The sequence below is a fragment of the Dickeya oryzae genome (assembly GCF_009372235.1).
GTDB classification, from domain to species: Bacteria; Pseudomonadota; Gammaproteobacteria; order Enterobacterales; family Enterobacteriaceae; genus Dickeya; species Dickeya oryzae.
This window is the reverse complement of the sequence record NZ_ML762921.1, coordinates 1-16,615: the sequence shown is the minus strand read 5'-3', so window position 1 is coordinate 16,615 and position 16,615 is coordinate 1. Positions and strand designations below refer to the sequence as shown.

Sequence of the window (16,615 nt, the reverse complement as noted above, 5' to 3'; positions counted from 1 at the left end):
TATGGACGAGAAAAGACTCACGCATTTAAAACAGCTTGAAGCAGAAAGTATTCATATCATTCGTGAGGTGGCGGCCGAATTCAGCAATCCGGTGATGCTGTACTCCATCGGCAAGGACTCCTCCGTGATGCTGCATCTGGCTCGCAAGGCGTTCTTTCCGGGCACGTTGCCGTTTCCGCTCTTGCATGTGGATACTGGTTGGAAATTTCGCGAAATGTACACGTTTCGCGATCGTACCGCCAAAGCCTATGGCTGTGAGTTGCTGGTGCACCGTAACCCGGAAGGGGTGGCGATGGGGATCAATCCCTTTGTTCACGGTAGCGCCAAGCACACCGATATCATGAAAACCGAAGGGTTAAAACAGGCATTGGATAAGTACGGTTTTGATGCCGCATTTGGTGGCGCTCGCCGTGATGAGGAAAAGTCCCGTGCTAAAGAGCGTATCTACTCTTTCCGCGATCGTGCCCACCGTTGGGATCCTAAAAATCAGCGGCCGGAATTGTGGAACAACTACAACGGCCAGATTAACAAAGGCGAAAGCATCCGCGTATTCCCACTTTCCAACTGGACTGAACTGGACATCTGGCAATACATCTATCTGGAAAATATCGATATTGTGCCGCTGTATCTGGCTGCGGAACGTCCGGTGCTCGAGCGCGATGGCATGCTATTGATGGTGGATGATGACCGTATTGATCTGCAGCCGGGTGAGGTTGTCGCTAAACGTATGGTGCGCTTTCGCACACTGGGTTGCTGGCCACTGACCGGCGCGGTGGAGTCACAGGCGCAGACGTTACCGGAAATCATTGAAGAGATGTTGGTGTCCACCACCAGCGAACGTCAGGGACGGGTCATTGACCGCGATCAGGCCGGCTCGATGGAGCTTAAAAAGCGTCAAGGGTACTTCTGAGGAATCGTCAAATGAATCATAGCATTGCAAAACAGATTGCCGAGCAGGGCGGGGTTGAGGCTTATCTTCATGCACAGCAGAACAAAAGTCTGCTGCGTTTTTTGACCTGCGGCAGCGTTGACGATGGCAAAAGTACCCTGATTGGCCGATTGCTGCACGATACGCGTCAGATTTACGAAGATCAGCTCTCTACGTTGCACAATGACAGCAAACGTCTTGGTACACAGGGTGAAAAGCTGGATCTGGCGTTGCTGGTGGATGGCTTACAAGCTGAGCGCGAACAGGGCATCACCATAGATGTGGCCTATCGCTATTTTTCTACTGAAAAACGAAAATTTATTATTGCCGATACGCCGGGGCATGAGCAGTACACCCGCAATATGGCGACTGGCGCGTCTACCTGCGAACTGGCGATTTTGTTGATTGATGCGCGCAAAGGCGTACTGGATCAGACCCGGCGTCACAGCTTTATCGCTACGCTATTGGGGATTCGCCATCTGGTGGTGGCGGTTAACAAGATGGATTTGGTGGATTATCAGCAGGCGGTGTTTGAGCAGTTCAAGCGCGATTATCTGGATTTCGCTGGTCAGTTACCGGCGGATTTGGATATCACCTTTGTGCCGATTTCCGCGCTGGATGGCGATAATGTGGCAACGCCCAGTTCGTCTATGAGCTGGTATCGCGGCCCAACACTGCTGGACGTGCTGGAAACCGTCAATGTTTCTGCTCGTAGCCTGAGTCAACCGATGCGTTTCCCGGTGCAGTATGTCAACCGCCCGAATCTTGATTTCCGTGGTTATGCCGGTACGGTCGCCTCAGGCACAGTGCGGGTTGGGCAGCGGGTGAAAGTACTGCCCTCTGGTGTGGAGTCCAGCATCAGCCGTATCGTGACTTTCGATGGTGACCTACAGCAGGCGCAGGCGGGTGAAGCGGTGACGCTGGTGTTAGCCAGTGAAGTTGATATCAGCCGGGGCGATTTGCTGGTCAGCAGCGAAGAAACACTGCAGGCGGTTCGCAGTGCCAATGTGGATGTGGTGTGGATGGCTGAGCAACCCTTGGTGCCGGGCCAAAGCTACGATATCAAAATTGCCGGTAAGAAAACCCGCGCACGGGTGGAAAAGATTCACTATCAGGTGGACATCAACACCTTGACGCAGCGGGTTACCGAATCGTTGCCGCTTAACGGTATTGGTCTGGTGGAGCTCACCTTTGATGAACCGTTGGTGCTGGATAAGTACCAGCACAATCCGGTTACCGGCGGCATGATTTTTATCGATCGTCTGAGTAATGTGACGGTCGGTGCCGGGTTGGTGCGTGAGCCGGTGGCACAGACTGTCACGCAGACTGGTGATTACAGCGCGTTTGAGCTGGAGTTGAACGCCTTGATTCGCCGTCACTTCCCGCACTGGGGTGCGCGTGATCTGCTGGGAGGAAAATAAGGTGGCGCAAACGCATTCCAGACCGGTTGACGATAATAGACCGGTTGATGCCAATGTGGTGTGGCATGACCATGCGGTGGCGCGTGAAGACCGGGAACGGCAACACGGTCACCGTGGCGTTGTGGTGTGGTTTACCGGGTTGTCCGGTTCCGGTAAGTCTACGTTAGCCGGGGCGCTGGAGCAGTCGCTGTTTGCCCGTGGCGTCAGTACTTATTTGCTTGATGGCGATAATGTTCGGCATGGCCTCTGCCGGGATCTGGGATTCAGCGACGATGACCGGCGGGAGAATATCCGCCGGGTGGGCGAGGTCGCCCGGTTGATGGTCGATGCGGGGCTGGTTGTATTAACCGCGTTTATCTCTCCGCATCGTGCTGAACGACAGATGGTACGCGAACTGCTTGATCAGGGGCAGTTTCTTGAAGTGTTCGTGGATACACCGCTGACGATTTGTGAAGCCCGTGACCCCAAAGGTCTGTACAAGAAAGCCCGTGCCGGTGAACTGCGTAATTTCACCGGGATTGATGCCATTTATGAGGCACCGGAGCAGCCTGAATTGCATCTGGATGGCCAACAATTGGTAACAAATTTAGTCGACGAATTATTAGATATGCTGCATGGTCGAGCTATCATCTAAGCCTCAGATGGCCCTTCACGAGGCTGTTCATCGCCGTGGCGTAGGTGTGTTTACGTTGTCGCGCTACGGGGTGTGCGAGTGAAGGGGCAGTCTTCAGGCCAACGGTTACCCGGTGATGGGGTAAGCAGGAACGATGATGCAGAGTGTGACGCCATTACCTGATAGCAGTACGCAAATCTGTAGTAGTGCGCAAACCTATGGTAGTTCGCAAAGCTATAGCAGTTCGCAAACCTATAACAGCACGCAGACCTTTCAAGGCGATGAGGACGTGCCTCTTGGGGCGTCCTACAGTCCGCTGGTGGGCGCACTGGCCGGTTTTTGTTTCTACTGGCTGGCTTTTTCCCTGCCATTCGTGTTTTACGGCCTGAATTCCACGCTGCTGTTGATGCTGTATACCTGGCCTTTCTTCCTGGCGCTGATGCCCCTGTCGGTTCTGATCGGCATGTTGTTCCGCGTATTGTTGCCGAATAATGTGGGGTGGATGATGCTCTGCTGCGCGGTCAGCATCCCGGGTGTATTCTGGCTGGTGTTCGTACTAATCACCGGATGGTAGCCCTTCAGGCGTTATTCCCGCCACGAGACCGATTTCAGACTATTTATTTCTTTGTTAAAACTATGTCCATGAGTGAGTAACTTTATCCGTCACCGACCGGTTACGCCTGACTTTTCCCTGCCAGAAACGAATGCTGCTGGCGGAGGTGGAGTCCTGACAAAAGTTATGGGATGATTAGGCGGCTTTTCAGGGGGCTGGATGGGAAAACTTTCGCTATTATTGTTGATTCTTCTCGGTTGGTTGCAATATTCGCTCTGGCTGGGGAAAAACGGTGTTCATGATTATGTGCGGGTGAAGGATGACGTGGCGGTGCAGCAGGCCAACAACGTTAAACTGAAATCCCGTAACGAACAGCTGTTCGCCGAAATCGACGACCTCAACGGCGGTCAGGAAGCCATTGAGGAGCGTGCGCGCAACGAGCTGGGCATGACTAAACCGGGTGAAAGTTTTTATCGTTTAGTAGCCGATCAGGCTGATCGCCGTGCTGGCGGCAGCACGTCACCTGCGCCATCCTCCCCGACGTCTTCCACTTCATCATCGATGTCTCGCTAGGTATGTCTACTCCGAATCACGCTGTGGCTGAGGTGGTCGCTGTTTTACCGGCGGCTGGTAACGGCAGCCGGATGCTCAGTGATCGCCCCAAGCAGTATCTCTCCATCGGCACGAAAACCATTCTTGAACACACCGTCGCTGCGTTGTTACGCCAGCCGCGAATTCAACGGATAATTATCGCTATTAGCGCCGATGACCCCTATTTTTCTGCACTGCCTCTGGCTTCGGACCCCCGTATTCAGGTGGTGAACGGTGGTCGCCAGCGAGCCGACTCGGTGCTGGCTGGGCTGCAACAGGTGCAGCAAGCCGATTGGGTGCTGGTGCATGATGCCGCTCGCCCTTGTTTGCATCAGGATGATTTATCAAGACTCTTGCTCCTGACCGGGCAGAGTGAAGTCGGCGGCATTTTGGCGGCCCCGGTACGTGATACCATGAAGCGCAGCCGCGATGGACGCATTGACCACACGGTAGAGCGCGAAGCGCTGTGGCATGCACTCACACCGCAACTGTTCCCGCTGGCGCTGCTACGCTCGTGTCTGGAGCGAGCGTTGCGCGAAGGGGCAACCATAACCGATGAAGCCTCGGCGCTGGAATATTGCGGTTATCAGCCACAGATAGTTCCGGGGCGCGCAGACAATATCAAAGTCACACGCCCGGAGGATCTGGCTCTGGCGGAGTTTTATTTGACGCGCAGTCTGGATAATGATTAACACGATAATAAAGGAGCCTGAGTGATGCGTATCGGTCACGGTTTTGATGTGCATAAATTTGGCGGGGAAGGTCCGTTGGTGATCGGTGGGGTACGTATTCCCTATGAGCGCGGCTTACTGGCGCATTCCGATGGTGATGTTGTGTTGCATGCCGTTACCGACGCACTGCTGGGTGCAGCGGCAATGGGGGATATCGGCAAATTGTTTCCCGATACCGACCCGGCCTATCGCGGTATCGACAGCCGTGAATTACTGCGTGAGGCCTGGCGTCGTATTACTGATAAAGGTTACGAGTTGGGTAACCTGGATGTCACTATCATTGCGCAGGCCCCGAAAATGGCACCGCACATCCCGCAAATGCGTGTCAATATTGCCGAAGATCTGCAATCGCATATGGATGACGTCAATGTGAAGGCTACCACCACGGAGCAACTGGGTTTTACCGGGCGTGGCGAAGGGATTGCCTGTGAAGCGGTCGTGTTACTGGTCAGAAGCGATGCGGCGGGAGTCGTGGCATGGTGATGGCTCGAGAATCACTGTTTTGGCTGCATGGTGAACCTGTCGCAACAGGGGCACTCAAGGCGTCGCCAGATGATTTTTTCGTTGCCGAGGATTTGGGGTTTAGCGCAGATGGTGATGGCGAACATGTGCTGGTACGCCTTCGTAAACGAGAGTGTAATACCATTTTTGTGGCGGAAGCACTGGCCAGATTTGCAGGTATCCCGGCGCGTTCTGTCAGCTATGCGGGACTAAAAGATCGTCATGCGGTAACCGAGCAGTGGTTCTGTCTTCATTTGCCGGGCAAAGAGGACCCTGAGTGGTCCGCATTTGCACTCGATGGGTGTGAAATTCTTGAAGCACATCGCCATCGCCGTAAACTGCGCATTGGTGCGCTGCGTGGCAATGCGTTCCGATTGGTGCTGCGTGAAATTAGCGACCGTGCTGAGGTTGAGACCCGTTTGCAACAGGTCGCCGCTGGGGGCGTCCCTAATTATTTCGGCAGTCAGCGATTTGGCCGCGATGGCAATAATCTTGAGCAGGCTCGCCGTTGGGCGAATGACGAGATTCGGGTCAAGGATCGCAGTAAGCGTAGCTTCTACCTGTCGGCGGTGCGCAGTGAATTATTTAATCAGATTGCCAGCGCGCGGCTGGCGACGTATGGCCCAACACAAGTCTTGGTGGGTGATGCACTGCAACTGACCGGTCGCGGTAGCTGGTTTGTGGTGAAACCGGAGGAATTGGACGACGCGCAGTCACGAGTGAATGCTGGCGATGTACACATTACTGCGGCTTTACCGGGACAAGGCGACCCGGGCGTGCAAGCGCTGGCGCTGTCGTTTGAGCAGCAATGTTTGCAGGAGCATACTCAGCTCTTATCATTGTTGACGCGTGAACGGGTGGAAAGTGCTCGTCGCGCTATCATGTTGTATCCGCAAGAGATGCGCTGGTCGTGGCAAGATGATACCACGCTGGAGTTACACTTTTGGTTGCCTGCGGGGTGCTTTGCCACCAGCGTGGTGCGGGAACTGCTGCTTCCTGTGCAACAGGAACAACAGGAACAACAGGAAAATAGGTAATCGGTCTGATCCACGGTGGATTTTTCGGTCGCAGACGCCTGTGCTATGCCGGGACGGGCAGTCGGTTTCTTTGCTATCGGGAGACGGAGCGAGTTGATGAGATGGGCTAACGCTGGAGCGGGCTGGGAATGGTGAACAAACGCATGCAGACGCTGCTGGAACAGCTTCGCCAGCAGGGAATTCAGGATGAACGCCTGTTGCAGGCGATGGCTTCGGTTCCCCGTGAACGCTTTGTTGACGAGGCGTTCGAGCATAAAGCCTATGATAATGTCGCCCTGCCGATAGGCTCTGGACAAACCATTTCTCAGCCATATACCGTCGCCAGAATGACGGAGTTGTTACGGCTGACGCCGGTATCTCGTGTGCTGGAAATTGGCACGGGGTCCGGCTATCAAACCGCCATCCTGGCACATCTGGTGCAGCATGTGTTTTCAGTTGAGCGCATTAAAGGCCTGCAGTGGCAGGCGAAAAGGCGTCTGAAGCAACTGGATTTGCATAATATTTCCACCCGCCATGGCGATGGCTGGCAAGGCTGGGCTTCTAAAGGGCCATTCGATGCCATTATTGTCACGGCGGCACCGCCAGAAATTCCCTCGGCGTTGATGGAACAACTCGATGAAGGCGGCATTATGGTGTTGCCGGTAGGGGAGCAACAGCAAACGTTGCAGGTGGTTGTGCACCGTCATGGTGAATTTATCGTCCAGACGGTGGAAACAGTTCGGTTTGTTCCGCTGGTCAAAGGGGAACTGGCTTGATACCGTGGCACTCTCGGTCATCATCTTCAATGAGATCGTCTTGATCGGCAAACCAGTACTTATTTGGCAAGCAGTACCCATTGGTAAACAGTATCTATTGGTAAACAGTATTCATCGGTAAAACATCCGTATTTAAAATTTCAATACAACTGTCTTATGGTGATAACGGATTGATATTGATAGGCTGTGTGCCGTCGTTGTCCGTGTCTTAGCCCTATTGGTACGGTATGACTGTCAGGCAGCACTGTGTGGTTATTGCCTGTTTGTATCGACGAAGACGATGAATGGTGGCTGCGGTTTGCGTTGTTTGGCATGCTCACTACCCTTCATCAGGGTACCCCGGACAGGAGTAAACGCCGGGGCCGGGCAGATTTCGTCATTTTTGGTTATAGGGGGAATTTGGCGCATGGGAAGCCAAATCGTTAACTGGCGTCAGATCGCTGTGTGTTCGATTATTACTCTGGGATTGGCTGGTTGTGCAAATGACAATAATCAGGCGGCCCCGATCAGCAGCGTAGGAGGTAACGACGCAGGAAGCCGTTCGGGCAGCACGACCACCTATTCACCACCGCCGCGTATTTCGAGCGTCGGCAGTAGCATGAAAAATAATTCGCAGCCTCTTCCTTCCGCGAGTATCAGCACTCCTTCTGCTAGCGAGGCATCGTCGGCATCCGTCACCACGCGCGAAGGGAAGATTGTCTATAACCGTAGCTATAACAGCATTCCGAAAGGCAGCTATACCGGCAATAACTACACCGTCAAACGTGGGGATACCCTGTTTTATATTGCCTGGATCACCGGTAATGATTACCGCGAGCTGGCCCAGCGCAACAATATTCAGGAACCTTATAGTCTGAATGTCGGCCAGACGCTGAGTCTTGGCAGTAACATGAATGCGTCTGGCGGTTCTCAGGGTATGGCGGTTGCTGGTTCACCGACCATGACAACGACCTCAGCACCTGTCGCCAGTAGCCCGTCTGACAGCGGCCATATGTTGCCAGAGAATGCGGCTAAAGCCTCTGGTGGTAGTCGTATGTTGTCGGGAAATAATACCGCCAACAGCAGCGGTCATATGCTGCCAGCGAACGCCGCTGCTGCCTCGCCATCGTCAACACAAATGCAAACTGCACAGGTTGATTCTCAACCAACTAATGCGTATTCTGAGGGTTCGGGTAAACAGAATGCGGGCGGTAAGATGCTGCCTGCGGCAGGGGCTGCAGCTACGTTGCCTGCTACCGAACCGACGCAAACAAACACGGCAATTGCCAGTTGGCGTTGGCCTACAGATGGGAAAGTCATAGATAATTTCTCAGCCTCAGAGGGGGGAAATAAAGGGATTGATATCGCCGGCTCACGTGGGCAATCCGTTGTCGCTACCGCTTCAGGGCGTGTAGTGTATGCGGGTAACGCGTTACGCGGTTACGGTAATCTAATAATCATCAAGCATAATGATGACTACCTGAGCGCCTATGCCCATAACGAAACCATGCTGGTCCGGGAACAACAAGAGGTAAAGGCGGGTCAACAAATTGCTACCATGGGTAGCACCGGAACCAGTTCAGTACGCTTGCACTTTGAAATTCGTTACAAGGGGAAATCCGTAAACCCGCTGCGTTTTCTTCCGCAGCGATAAATCGGGCAGGGTATGTTGGTATCCTGCCATGGGATCACGGGTAGGAGCCACTTATGAGCCAAAATACGCTGAAAGTTAACGAGTTGCATGAAGATGCTGAATTTGATGAGAACGGAGTCGATGTTTTTGACGACAAAGCGCTTGCAGAGGAAGAAACCAGCGATAGCGATCTACTCGATGAGGAATTGCTCTCGCAAGGAACTGCACAGCGCGTGCTGGACGCAACTCAGCTCTATCTGGGAGAAATCGGCTACTCACCTCTTCTGACGGCTGAGGAAGAAGTTTACTTTGCCCGTCGGGCATTACGCGGCGATGTCTCTTCTCGCCGCCGTATGATCGAGAGTAACCTGCGGCTGGTGGTGAAAATCGCCCGCCGCTACAACAATCGAGGCCTGGCATTGCTGGACCTGATTGAAGAGGGGAATCTCGGTCTTATCCGCGCTGTTGAGAAATTTGACCCTGAACGCGGGTTCCGTTTTTCAACTTACGCCACCTGGTGGATCCGTCAAACGATTGAACGGGCCATCATGAATCAAACCCGAACTATCCGTTTACCTATCCATATCGTCAAAGAACTCAACGTTTATCTGCGTACTGCTCGTGAGCTTTCCCACAAGTTGGATCATGAGCCGAGTGCAGAAGAGATTGCTGAACGCCTGGATAAGCCCGTGGACGACGTGAACCGCATGCTGCGCCTCAATGAGCGCATCACGTCGGTCGATACCCCATTGGGCGGGGATTCGGAAAAAGCGTTGCTGGATATTCTGGCCGATGAGAAAGATAACGGCCCGGAAGATACCACTCAGGATAACGATATGAAGCAGAATATCGTTAAGTGGTTGTTTGAACTGAACGCCAAGCAGCGTGAGGTGCTGGCTCGTCGTTTCGGTCTGCTGGGATACGAAGCTGCCACACTGGAGGATGTCGGTCGTGAAATCGGTCTGACACGTGAACGGGTTCGTCAGATTCAGGTAGAAGGGTTGCGCCGTCTGCGTGAAATCCTGCAGGTGCAGGGTCTGGACATCGAAGAGTTGTTCCGCGAATAACTTGCACAATAATTAACATGGCACAAAAAAATGGTGGGTTTCCCCACCATTTTTTATGTCCGACAGAGGTTTGGTGTCTGAGAGATGGCGTGCCTTATCGGGCACACTGAGACAACAAAAACTCAACGATATCGCCAGCTTTGATCATCTCTTTCTCGCCTTTACGACGGTGCTTGTATTCGATCTCATCATTATCGAGGTTACGATCGCCAATCACGATAGTATGCGGAATCCCGATCAATTCCATATCGGCAAACATAACGCCAGGACGCTCTTTACGGTCATCCAGCAGCACATCAATACCGTTTGCACGTAACTGCTGATAGATGCCTTCTGCCACTTCCTGCACACGGAAGGATTTATGCATGTTCATCGGCAGAATAGCAACCTGGAACGGCGCGATAGCGTCAGGCCAGATAATGCCGCGATCGTCGTGGTTCTGTTCAATGGCGGCGGCGATCACACGAGTAACACCGATGCCGTAGCATCCCATAGTCAGAGTCTGGTTACGACCGTCTTCACCTTGTACCGTGGCTTTCAACGCTTCGGAGTATTTTTTACCCAACTGGAAGATGTGGCCTACTTCGATACCACGCTTGATAAGCAGCGTGCCTTTACCGTCCGGGCTGCGATCACCTTCGACTACATTGCGGATATCAGCAACCTGCGGCAGCGCGACATCGCGTTCCCAGTTGATACCGAAGTAATGCTTACCATCAATGTTGGCACCCGCACTGAAGTCGCTCATGACGGCGACAGTACGGTCAACGACAACCGGTACCGGCATATTGACTGGCCCCAGAGAACCTGGACCTGCTTTTACAATCGCACGGATTTCATCTTCGGTAGCAAATGTCAGCGGGCTGGCAACCAGTTCCAGCTTTTCTGCTTTGACTTCATTCAGTTCGTGATCGCCACGAACCAGCAGGGCAACCAGTTTATGGCCGCTTTCTTCCGTTGCTTTCACCAGCAGGGTCTTGACGGTTTTTTCTATTGGCAGAGTAAACTGTTCGACCAGCTCGGCGATGGTTTTAGCGTTCGGCGTATCTACCAGCGTCATCGGTTGAGTTGGTGCGCCCAGGCCATGTTCTGGTGCAACGGCTTCCGCCAGTTCAATATTGGCGGCGTAATCCGATTCTGTAGAGAAGACGATATCGTCTTCACCGCTGCTGGCCAGCACCTGGAATTCATGGGATGCATTGCCGCCGATAGAACCGGTGTCAGCCTGTACCGGGCGGAAATCGAGGTCCATGCGACTGAAAATCTTGCTGTAGGCGGCATACATGGCGTCGTAAGTAACCTGCAAGGATTCCTGGGTGGTATGGAACGAATACGCATCCTTCATCAGGAATTCACGTGCACGCATGACGCCAAAACGCGGACGAACTTCATCACGGAATTTGGTCTGGATCTGGTAGAAGTTCAGCGGCAACTGCTTGTAGGAGCTGATTTCGTTACGGATCAAATCCGTAATCACTTCTTCATGCGTTGGGCCGAGTACAAATGGGCGATCGCCGCGGTCAACGAAGCGCAACAGTTCTGGGCCATACTGCTCCCAACGGCCACTTTCCTGCCACAAGTCGGCGGGTTGAACCACTGGCATTGAAATCTCGATGGCACCGGCGTTATTCATTTCTTCACGCACGATGTTTTCGACTTTCTTCAGCACCCGCAAACCGGTCGGCAACCAGGTGTAAAGGCCGGAAGCCAGTTTACGAATCATCCCGGCACGCAGCATTAACTGATGGCTGATGACTTCGGCATCGGCAGGCGTCTCCTTCAACGTGGAGAGCATGTATTGACTTGTACGCATGATGTTTGAGTTCCGTCAGAACAAATAAATAGCATTAACCACAGTGTGGTTCAGGCAGAAAAAGTGGTTTAGTTTACCAGCGCAGGCGGTTCCCCAAAAGTCGCCGCCGCGTTTTTTAACTGGCATCAAGACTGATAACTTCCGTTTGGCCGTCAACGACCTGCCATTTGACATTAAATTCCAACAATCGAGCGGCATACACTTTGGTGTCATCTTCCCCTTTGCGATACGCCGGGCGAGGGTCTTGTGCCAGCACCTGGGTAATGAAACGCCGCAAATTGGGATGAGCGTGTTGTCGTGTAGTCAGTTGCTGTTCCGCCAGGGCGGAAAAGCGAACGGGCATATCGGCGTCGGGTGCCAATTGCGCAAAACCGGCACGCGCTTGAGGCTGGCTTTCGGCGAAAGGTAAATACGGTTTGATATCGACAATGGGCGTGCCATCAACCAGATCCAGACTGCCCAGCTCCAGTATGACGCCATCCCGAGCTGTGCGAATGGCTTTTAGTTCAACCAGTGACATGCCGATTGGGTTAGGGCGAAAGGTTGAACGGGTGGCGAATACGCCCATACGGGCATTGCCGCCCAGACGTGGGGGCCTGACTGTCGGGCGCCAGCCAGCGGAGGCTGTCTGGTGGAAAATAAACAGCAGCCACAGATGACTGAAATCTTCGAGCCCGCGAACGGCCTCGGGTTGATCATAAGGCGACAGGAGATGTAACTCCCCACCGCCATCCTTAATCAGACCGGGTTGCCGGGGTACAGCGAATTTTTCTTTGTAAGGGGAGCGGATAACGCCGATCTGATTAAAGCAAAATTGGTTCATTGCGCGGAAACTTTCAATGCGGTGCCCTGGCAAACGGCCTGACGGTAGCATCCTGCGACATTGCTGATTATCTGGCAGTCATGCAGCAATACCGCGTTAGCTTTCATGGCGGTAGCGCGGTTTTGCATCTTTCTGCGGGCAGAGGGAATGCTGGGAGGCGTATCTTGCGCACTTGACTGGCAGGACGAACCCGATACTTCGCCCATATCACGGAATGGTTTACCTACCAATTCTTCGGCACTTTTATACAGCACGGCAGGTGCAGTATGTACGACCGGCTTCGGCTTCGGCGGCGGTTCTACTGCCGCAGGGGGCTGAGGTTGTGGCGTAGGCGCAGCGGGTTTGTGCAGCAGGGAACACCCTGTTAGCGAAAGTGCCAACAACAGAACAGGTACAGCACGCATAAATTTTCCTCTGGCTTGGATAAAGTGCGGTTATTGAAGCAAGCTATACAGAAAATAACAAGACGGGCTGGCGCCCGTCTTTCATCTCTTTTATGCAAGAAAGTAAGTATTAACTTACCAGCCTTTCACTGCACCACCATTAAAGACTTTCAACGCCGCCTGATTCACTTCCTCAGACTGATAGGCCTTGACGAATTTTTTCACGTTTTCTGCGTCTTTGTTGTCTTCACGAGCAACCAGCAGGTTAACGTATGGTGAGTTTTTGTCTTCTACAAACAGACCATCTTTGGCTGGGGTCAGATTGATTTGGCTGGCATAGGTGGTGTTGATGATAGCCAGCGCAATCTGGTCGTCATCCAAAGAACGCGGCAATTGCGGCGCTTCCAGCTCAACCAGTTTCAGGTTTTTCGGGTTTTCAACCACATCCAGCGCGGTCGGTAACAGACCTACATTATCTTTGAGTTTGATTAAACCAACTTTCTGCAGCAGCAACAATGAACGGCCCAGATTTGTCGGGTCGTTAGGCAGTGCTATCTGAGCGCCATTTTGCAGTTCGCTCAGCGATTTGATTTTTTTGGAATAGCCTGCGATCGGGTACACAAAGGTGTTACCGACGGAAACCAGCTTGTAACCGCGGTCTTTAATTTGCTGATCGAGGTACGGTTTGTGCTGGAAGGCGTTCAGGTCAATATCGCCTTTGCTCAGCGCTTCGTTCGGCAGCACGTAATCATTAAAGGTCACCAGCTCAACGTCCAGGCCGTATTTTTCTTTGGCGACTTTCTGTGCCACTTCCGCTACCTGCTGCTCTGCACCGACGATAACGCCCACTTTAATGTGGTTCGGGTTCTTCTGCTCCTGACCGCATCCGGCTAGCGCCAGTGCACCAATCAACGCACCCACTGCGGCGAGAGATTTCAATTTAATTGCCATTTTTTACCCCTATGTAATGTTTTTAACCTGCACTTGAAGAAGATAAACGCGATGTTAAAACCCAATTATTTATGAGTAACTGCGCGAACTGTTCTTTCACCAAAAAACTGAATGAGATAAACCAGCACTACCAGCAGAACCAGTACGGTATTCATCACGGTGGCGTTATAACCGACATAGCCATACTGATAGCCAATTTGCCCCAGACCACCCGCGCCGACTGCGCCGCCCATCGCTGAGTAGCCTACCAAGGTAATCAGGGTAATCGTCGCCGCGTTGATCAACCCAGGGAGCGCTTCAGGGAGCAAAATCTTACGGATAATCTGCATCGGCGTTGCGCCCATAGCGCGTGCCGCTTCAATCAACCCGGTTGGAATTTCCAGCAAGGCATTCTCCACCATGCGGGCGATAAACGGTGCGGCACCTACTGTCAATGGCACGATAGCCGCCTGTAAGCCAATCGCGGTTCCAACAATGATTCGGGTAAATGGGATCATCCACACCAATAAAATAATGAAGGGAATTGAGCGGAAGATGTTTACCAGCGCGGAAATACTGCGGTAGAGCTTGGGATTGGCGATGATTTGCCCCGGCCGGGTGATATACAGCAGTACACCGATAGGCAAACCCAGTACAAAGCCAAAGAAACCGGACACAAATGTCATTACTACGGTTTCCCATACACCGCGGGCCAGCAACCAGATCATGGCTTCAGACATAACCCAATACCTCAATATTTACATGGTGTTTCTGCAGAAATGCGATAGCTGCCTGAGTATCAGTATCTTGTCCGTGCATTTCTGCCAGCATGATGCCGAATTTAACGCCACCGGCGTAATCCATCTGCGCACTGATAATGTTATTGTTGACGTTGAACGTGCGAGCCACTTCGGATAGCAACGGCGCGTCAACCGACTGACCGGTGAATTCCATTCTCAGCAGCGGTACGCTCCCCTGGCGAGGTGTTGGTGACAGTCGTTGCTGGTAATCATCCGGAATATCCAGATGAAGGGTAGACTGAATAAATTTCTGTGCCAGCGGCGTTTTCGGGTGTGAGAACACCTCGCTGACCGTGTCCTGCTCAATCAGTTTGCCGTCACTGATCACCGCTACCTGATCACAAATACGTTTAACGACATCCATTTCATGCGTAATCAACAGAATGGTCAGACCCAGTCGACGATTAATGTCTTTTAGCAATTCAAGAATAGAGCGAGTAGTGGCAGGGTCCAGTGCGCTGGTGGCTTCATCACACAGCAGTACTTTGGGATTACTTGCCAACGCACGGGCGATGGCGACACGCTGCTTTTGACCGCCAGACAGGTTAGCAGGATAAGCATCATGTTTGTCCGACAGGCCGACCAAATCCAGAAGTTGATGTACCCGTTGCTTGATATCAGATGAGGGAGTGTTGTCCAGTTCCAACGGTAACGCCACGTTGCCAAATACGGTACGTGAGGACAGCAAATTGAAGTGCTGGAAAATCATGCCGATTTGACGGCGGGTGCGTGTCAGTTGGCTTTCCGACAGGCTCATCAAATCTTTCCCGTCGATCAGCACTTTCCCTTGAGTCGGTCTTTCCAACAGATTCACGCAACGAATCAGTGTGCTTTTACCCGCACCCGATGCGCCGATTACGCCATAAATCTGGCCAGCGGGTACGCGTAATGTGACGTCGTCAAGTGCAGTGACGGCGCGCCCCTTTTGCTGAAAAACCTTTGTAATATTAATTAGTTCAATCATAAGTTTTATCAAAGATGCCGATAGCCGGATTAGAAACCGTGATAATCCGGCCCAATGTGGAAGGGATGTTAAGGCGTCTAGACGTCCAAGTCAATCGAGATCCTATTGGGGAGGTACTCTCTCTGATAATGAAAACATGCGATACTACGCGCAATTTACGCCATCAGGAGCAAAGGTAAGTGGCAAATAGCGTTCCAGCAATTTTTCTCGACCGTGACGGTACTATTAATGTTGATCATGGTTATGTCCATGAAATCGATCAGTTTCAATTTATCGATGGGGTCATCGAGGCCTTGCATGAACTCAAAAAAATGGGGTTTGCCTTGGTGTTGGTGACCAATCAGTCGGGGATTGCCAGAGGCAAGTTTACTGAAGACCAGTTCATGCAGCTTACCGAATGGATGGACTGGTCACTGGCCGATCGCGGTGTTGATTTGGATGGTATCTATTATTGTCCGCATCACCCTGATGCCGGTGAAGGAGAGTACCGCCAACAATGTGATTGTCGTAAGCCTCAGCCAGGTATGTTCCTCTCCGCGCAGCGTCATCTGCATATTGATATGGCTGCTTCCTATATGGTGGGTGACAAAATGGAAGATATGCAGGCGGCACAGGCGGCAGGAGTGGGAACCAAAGTCCTGGTGAAAACGGGTAAGCCGCTCACTGAAGAGGGCGAAAAATTGGCTGATTGGGTAATTGATAGCCTGGCAGACCTGCCTAAAACGATAAAACAGCATGGAAAATAGCCGTAAGGGTGGAAAAATGCGCGAACGGAAAAAAAGATCGAAAAAGTGGTTGTGTAACCCGTTCGGATCCCTATAATGCGCTTCCACTGACACGGCAACAGCGGCAACGCAGCGCGGTGTGAGGAAGCGGAAACGAAAATAATCGTTGACACTTCATGAGGAAAGCGTAGTATACGCCACCTCGCGACGGCAGGCTCGGGCCGGTCGCACTGCTCTTTAACAATCAATCAGACAATCTGTGTGGGCACTCGCAGGACACTTCACTAAAACTATTTAGTGAAAGTCTTGAAGAGTGACAACAGTTAATTCATTACGAATAAACAGTAAATTCTTTGAGCACCGTTTTC

At 52.4% G+C, this 16,615-nt stretch carries 18 protein-coding genes; 12 read left to right on the top strand and 6 right to left on the bottom strand.

Features of this window, described 5'->3' with window-relative positions:
- The first annotated feature begins 1 nt into the window (after position 1).
- From cysD to rpoS, 11 genes are all read left to right on the top strand, one after another.
- Positions 2-910 carry a sulfate adenylyltransferase subunit CysD gene (gene cysD, locus FAZ14_RS05335; RefSeq protein WP_016940408.1) on the top strand — a complete coding sequence of 303 codons (909 nt, stop codon included), beginning with the start codon at positions 2-4 and terminating at the stop codon, positions 908-910.
- Between the two features lie 11 nt (positions 911-921).
- Positions 922-2,349, top strand: a complete 1,428-nt coding sequence (gene cysN, locus FAZ14_RS05330; RefSeq protein ID WP_016940407.1) for a sulfate adenylyltransferase subunit CysN — start codon at positions 922-924, stop codon at positions 2,347-2,349.
- A gap of 1 nt (position 2,350) precedes the next feature.
- Complete coding sequence (gene cysC / locus FAZ14_RS05325) at positions 2,351-2,983, top strand: adenylyl-sulfate kinase (RefSeq protein ID WP_153508169.1); 633 nt, start codon at positions 2,351-2,353, stop codon at positions 2,981-2,983.
- Between the two features lie 136 nt (positions 2,984-3,119).
- Entirely contained in the window at positions 3,120-3,536 is a 417-nt protein-coding gene (locus tag FAZ14_RS05320; protein WP_153508168.1) for a DUF3561 family protein, read from the top strand.
- A gap of 198 nt (positions 3,537-3,734) precedes the next feature.
- Entirely contained in the window at positions 3,735-4,088 is a 354-nt protein-coding gene (ftsB, locus tag FAZ14_RS05315) for a cell division protein FtsB (protein ID WP_153508167.1), read from the top strand.
- A 2-nt stretch (positions 4,089-4,090) separates the two neighbouring features.
- On the top strand, positions 4,091-4,798 hold the full coding sequence (gene ispD / locus FAZ14_RS05310) for a 2-C-methyl-D-erythritol 4-phosphate cytidylyltransferase (RefSeq protein WP_153508166.1): 708 nt from the start codon (positions 4,091-4,093) through the stop codon (positions 4,796-4,798).
- Positions 4,799-4,822: 24 nt separating this feature from the next.
- Positions 4,823-5,320: a 2-C-methyl-D-erythritol 2,4-cyclodiphosphate synthase gene (gene ispF, locus FAZ14_RS05305; RefSeq protein ID WP_012885943.1), complete on the top strand. Its 498-nt coding sequence runs from the start codon at positions 4,823-4,825 to the stop codon at positions 5,318-5,320.
- A complete protein-coding gene (truD, locus tag FAZ14_RS05300; protein WP_038925842.1) occupies positions 5,320-6,375 on the top strand; it encodes a tRNA pseudouridine(13) synthase TruD in 1,056 nt (351 codons plus the stop codon). The genes ispF and truD overlap by 1 nt, the downstream gene beginning before the upstream one ends.
- Before the next feature lie 128 nt (positions 6,376-6,503).
- A complete protein-coding gene (locus FAZ14_RS05295; RefSeq protein ID WP_016940402.1) occupies positions 6,504-7,130 on the top strand; it encodes a protein-L-isoaspartate(D-aspartate) O-methyltransferase in 627 nt (208 codons plus the stop codon).
- Positions 7,131-7,536: 406 nt separating this feature from the next.
- Complete coding sequence (nlpD, locus tag FAZ14_RS05290) at positions 7,537-8,763, top strand: murein hydrolase activator NlpD (protein ID WP_153508165.1); 1,227 nt, start codon at positions 7,537-7,539, stop codon at positions 8,761-8,763.
- Between the two features lie 53 nt (positions 8,764-8,816).
- Positions 8,817-9,809, top strand: a complete 993-nt coding sequence (gene rpoS, locus FAZ14_RS05285) for an RNA polymerase sigma factor RpoS (RefSeq protein WP_012885939.1) — start codon at positions 8,817-8,819, stop codon at positions 9,807-9,809.
- A gap of 94 nt (positions 9,810-9,903) precedes the next feature.
- Here the strand turns inward: rpoS and proS are convergent, their stop codons facing one another.
- The 6 genes from proS to metN all read right to left on the bottom strand — a co-directional run bounded on the left by proS (position 9,904) and on the right by metN (position 15,522).
- Positions 9,904-11,622: a proline--tRNA ligase gene (gene proS, locus FAZ14_RS05280; protein WP_038905447.1), complete on the bottom strand. Its 1,719-nt coding sequence runs from the start codon at positions 11,620-11,622 to the stop codon at positions 9,904-9,906.
- Positions 11,623-11,737: 115 nt separating this feature from the next.
- On the bottom strand, positions 11,738-12,445 hold the full coding sequence (tsaA, locus tag FAZ14_RS05275; RefSeq protein WP_016940399.1) for a tRNA (N6-threonylcarbamoyladenosine(37)-N6)-methyltransferase TrmO: 708 nt from the start codon (positions 12,443-12,445) through the stop codon (positions 11,738-11,740).
- Positions 12,442-12,849, bottom strand: a complete 408-nt coding sequence (gene rcsF, locus FAZ14_RS05270) for an Rcs stress response system protein RcsF (RefSeq protein WP_012885936.1) — start codon at positions 12,847-12,849, stop codon at positions 12,442-12,444. The genes tsaA and rcsF overlap by 4 nt, the downstream gene beginning before the upstream one ends.
- Positions 12,850-12,963: 114 nt before the next feature.
- Positions 12,964-13,779 carry a MetQ/NlpA family lipoprotein gene (locus FAZ14_RS05265; protein ID WP_012885935.1) on the bottom strand — a complete coding sequence of 272 codons (816 nt, stop codon included), beginning with the start codon at positions 13,777-13,779 and terminating at the stop codon, positions 12,964-12,966.
- A gap of 65 nt (positions 13,780-13,844) precedes the next feature.
- Complete coding sequence (locus FAZ14_RS05260) at positions 13,845-14,498, bottom strand: methionine ABC transporter permease MetI (RefSeq protein ID WP_153508164.1); 654 nt, start codon at positions 14,496-14,498, stop codon at positions 13,845-13,847.
- Complete coding sequence (gene metN / locus FAZ14_RS05255) at positions 14,491-15,522, bottom strand: methionine ABC transporter ATP-binding protein MetN (RefSeq protein WP_153508163.1); 1,032 nt, start codon at positions 15,520-15,522, stop codon at positions 14,491-14,493. The genes FAZ14_RS05260 and metN overlap by 8 nt, the downstream gene beginning before the upstream one ends.
- A gap of 179 nt (positions 15,523-15,701) precedes the next feature.
- Here metN and gmhB point away from each other — a divergent pair, with 179 nt between their 5' ends.
- The gene (gmhB, locus tag FAZ14_RS05250; RefSeq protein WP_029456116.1) at positions 15,702-16,268 is read left to right on the top strand and encodes a D-glycero-beta-D-manno-heptose 1,7-bisphosphate 7-phosphatase; all 567 of its coding nucleotides are present in this window, start codon (positions 15,702-15,704) and stop codon (positions 16,266-16,268) included.
- Positions 16,269-16,615 lie beyond the last annotated feature (347 nt).

Bases quoted from the DNA above. Each gene is read 5' to 3' on its own strand.
- cysD (WP_016940408.1), top strand. From the start codon at position 2: ATGGACGAGAAAAGACTCACGCATTTAAAACAGCTTGAAGCAGAAAGT.
- cysN (WP_016940407.1), top strand. From the start codon at position 922: ATGAATCATAGCATTGCAAAACAGATTGCCGAGCAGGGCGGGGTTGAG.
- FAZ14_RS05320 (WP_153508168.1), top strand. From the start codon at position 3,120: ATGCAGAGTGTGACGCCATTACCTGATAGCAGTACGCAAATCTGTAGT.
- ftsB (WP_153508167.1), top strand. From the start codon at position 3,735: ATGGGAAAACTTTCGCTATTATTGTTGATTCTTCTCGGTTGGTTGCAA.
- ispD (WP_153508166.1), top strand. From the start codon at position 4,091: ATGTCTACTCCGAATCACGCTGTGGCTGAGGTGGTCGCTGTTTTACCG.
- ispF (WP_012885943.1), top strand. From the start codon at position 4,823: ATGCGTATCGGTCACGGTTTTGATGTGCATAAATTTGGCGGGGAAGGT.
- truD (WP_038925842.1), top strand. From the start codon at position 5,320: ATGGCTCGAGAATCACTGTTTTGGCTGCATGGTGAACCTGTCGCAACA.
- FAZ14_RS05295 (WP_016940402.1), top strand. From the start codon at position 6,504: ATGGTGAACAAACGCATGCAGACGCTGCTGGAACAGCTTCGCCAGCAG.
- nlpD (WP_153508165.1), top strand. From the start codon at position 7,537: ATGGGAAGCCAAATCGTTAACTGGCGTCAGATCGCTGTGTGTTCGATT.
- rpoS (WP_012885939.1), top strand. From the start codon at position 8,817: ATGAGCCAAAATACGCTGAAAGTTAACGAGTTGCATGAAGATGCTGAA.
- proS (WP_038905447.1), bottom strand. From the start codon at position 11,622: ATGCGTACAAGTCAATACATGCTCTCCACGTTGAAGGAGACGCCTGCC.
- tsaA (WP_016940399.1), bottom strand. From the start codon at position 12,445: ATGAACCAATTTTGCTTTAATCAGATCGGCGTTATCCGCTCCCCTTAC.
- rcsF (WP_012885936.1), bottom strand. From the start codon at position 12,849: ATGCGTGCTGTACCTGTTCTGTTGTTGGCACTTTCGCTAACAGGGTGT.
- FAZ14_RS05265 (WP_012885935.1), bottom strand. From the start codon at position 13,779: ATGGCAATTAAATTGAAATCTCTCGCCGCAGTGGGTGCGTTGATTGGT.
- FAZ14_RS05260 (WP_153508164.1), bottom strand. From the start codon at position 14,498: ATGTCTGAAGCCATGATCTGGTTGCTGGCCCGCGGTGTATGGGAAACC.
- metN (WP_153508163.1), bottom strand. From the start codon at position 15,522: ATGATTGAACTAATTAATATTACAAAGGTTTTTCAGCAAAAGGGGCGC.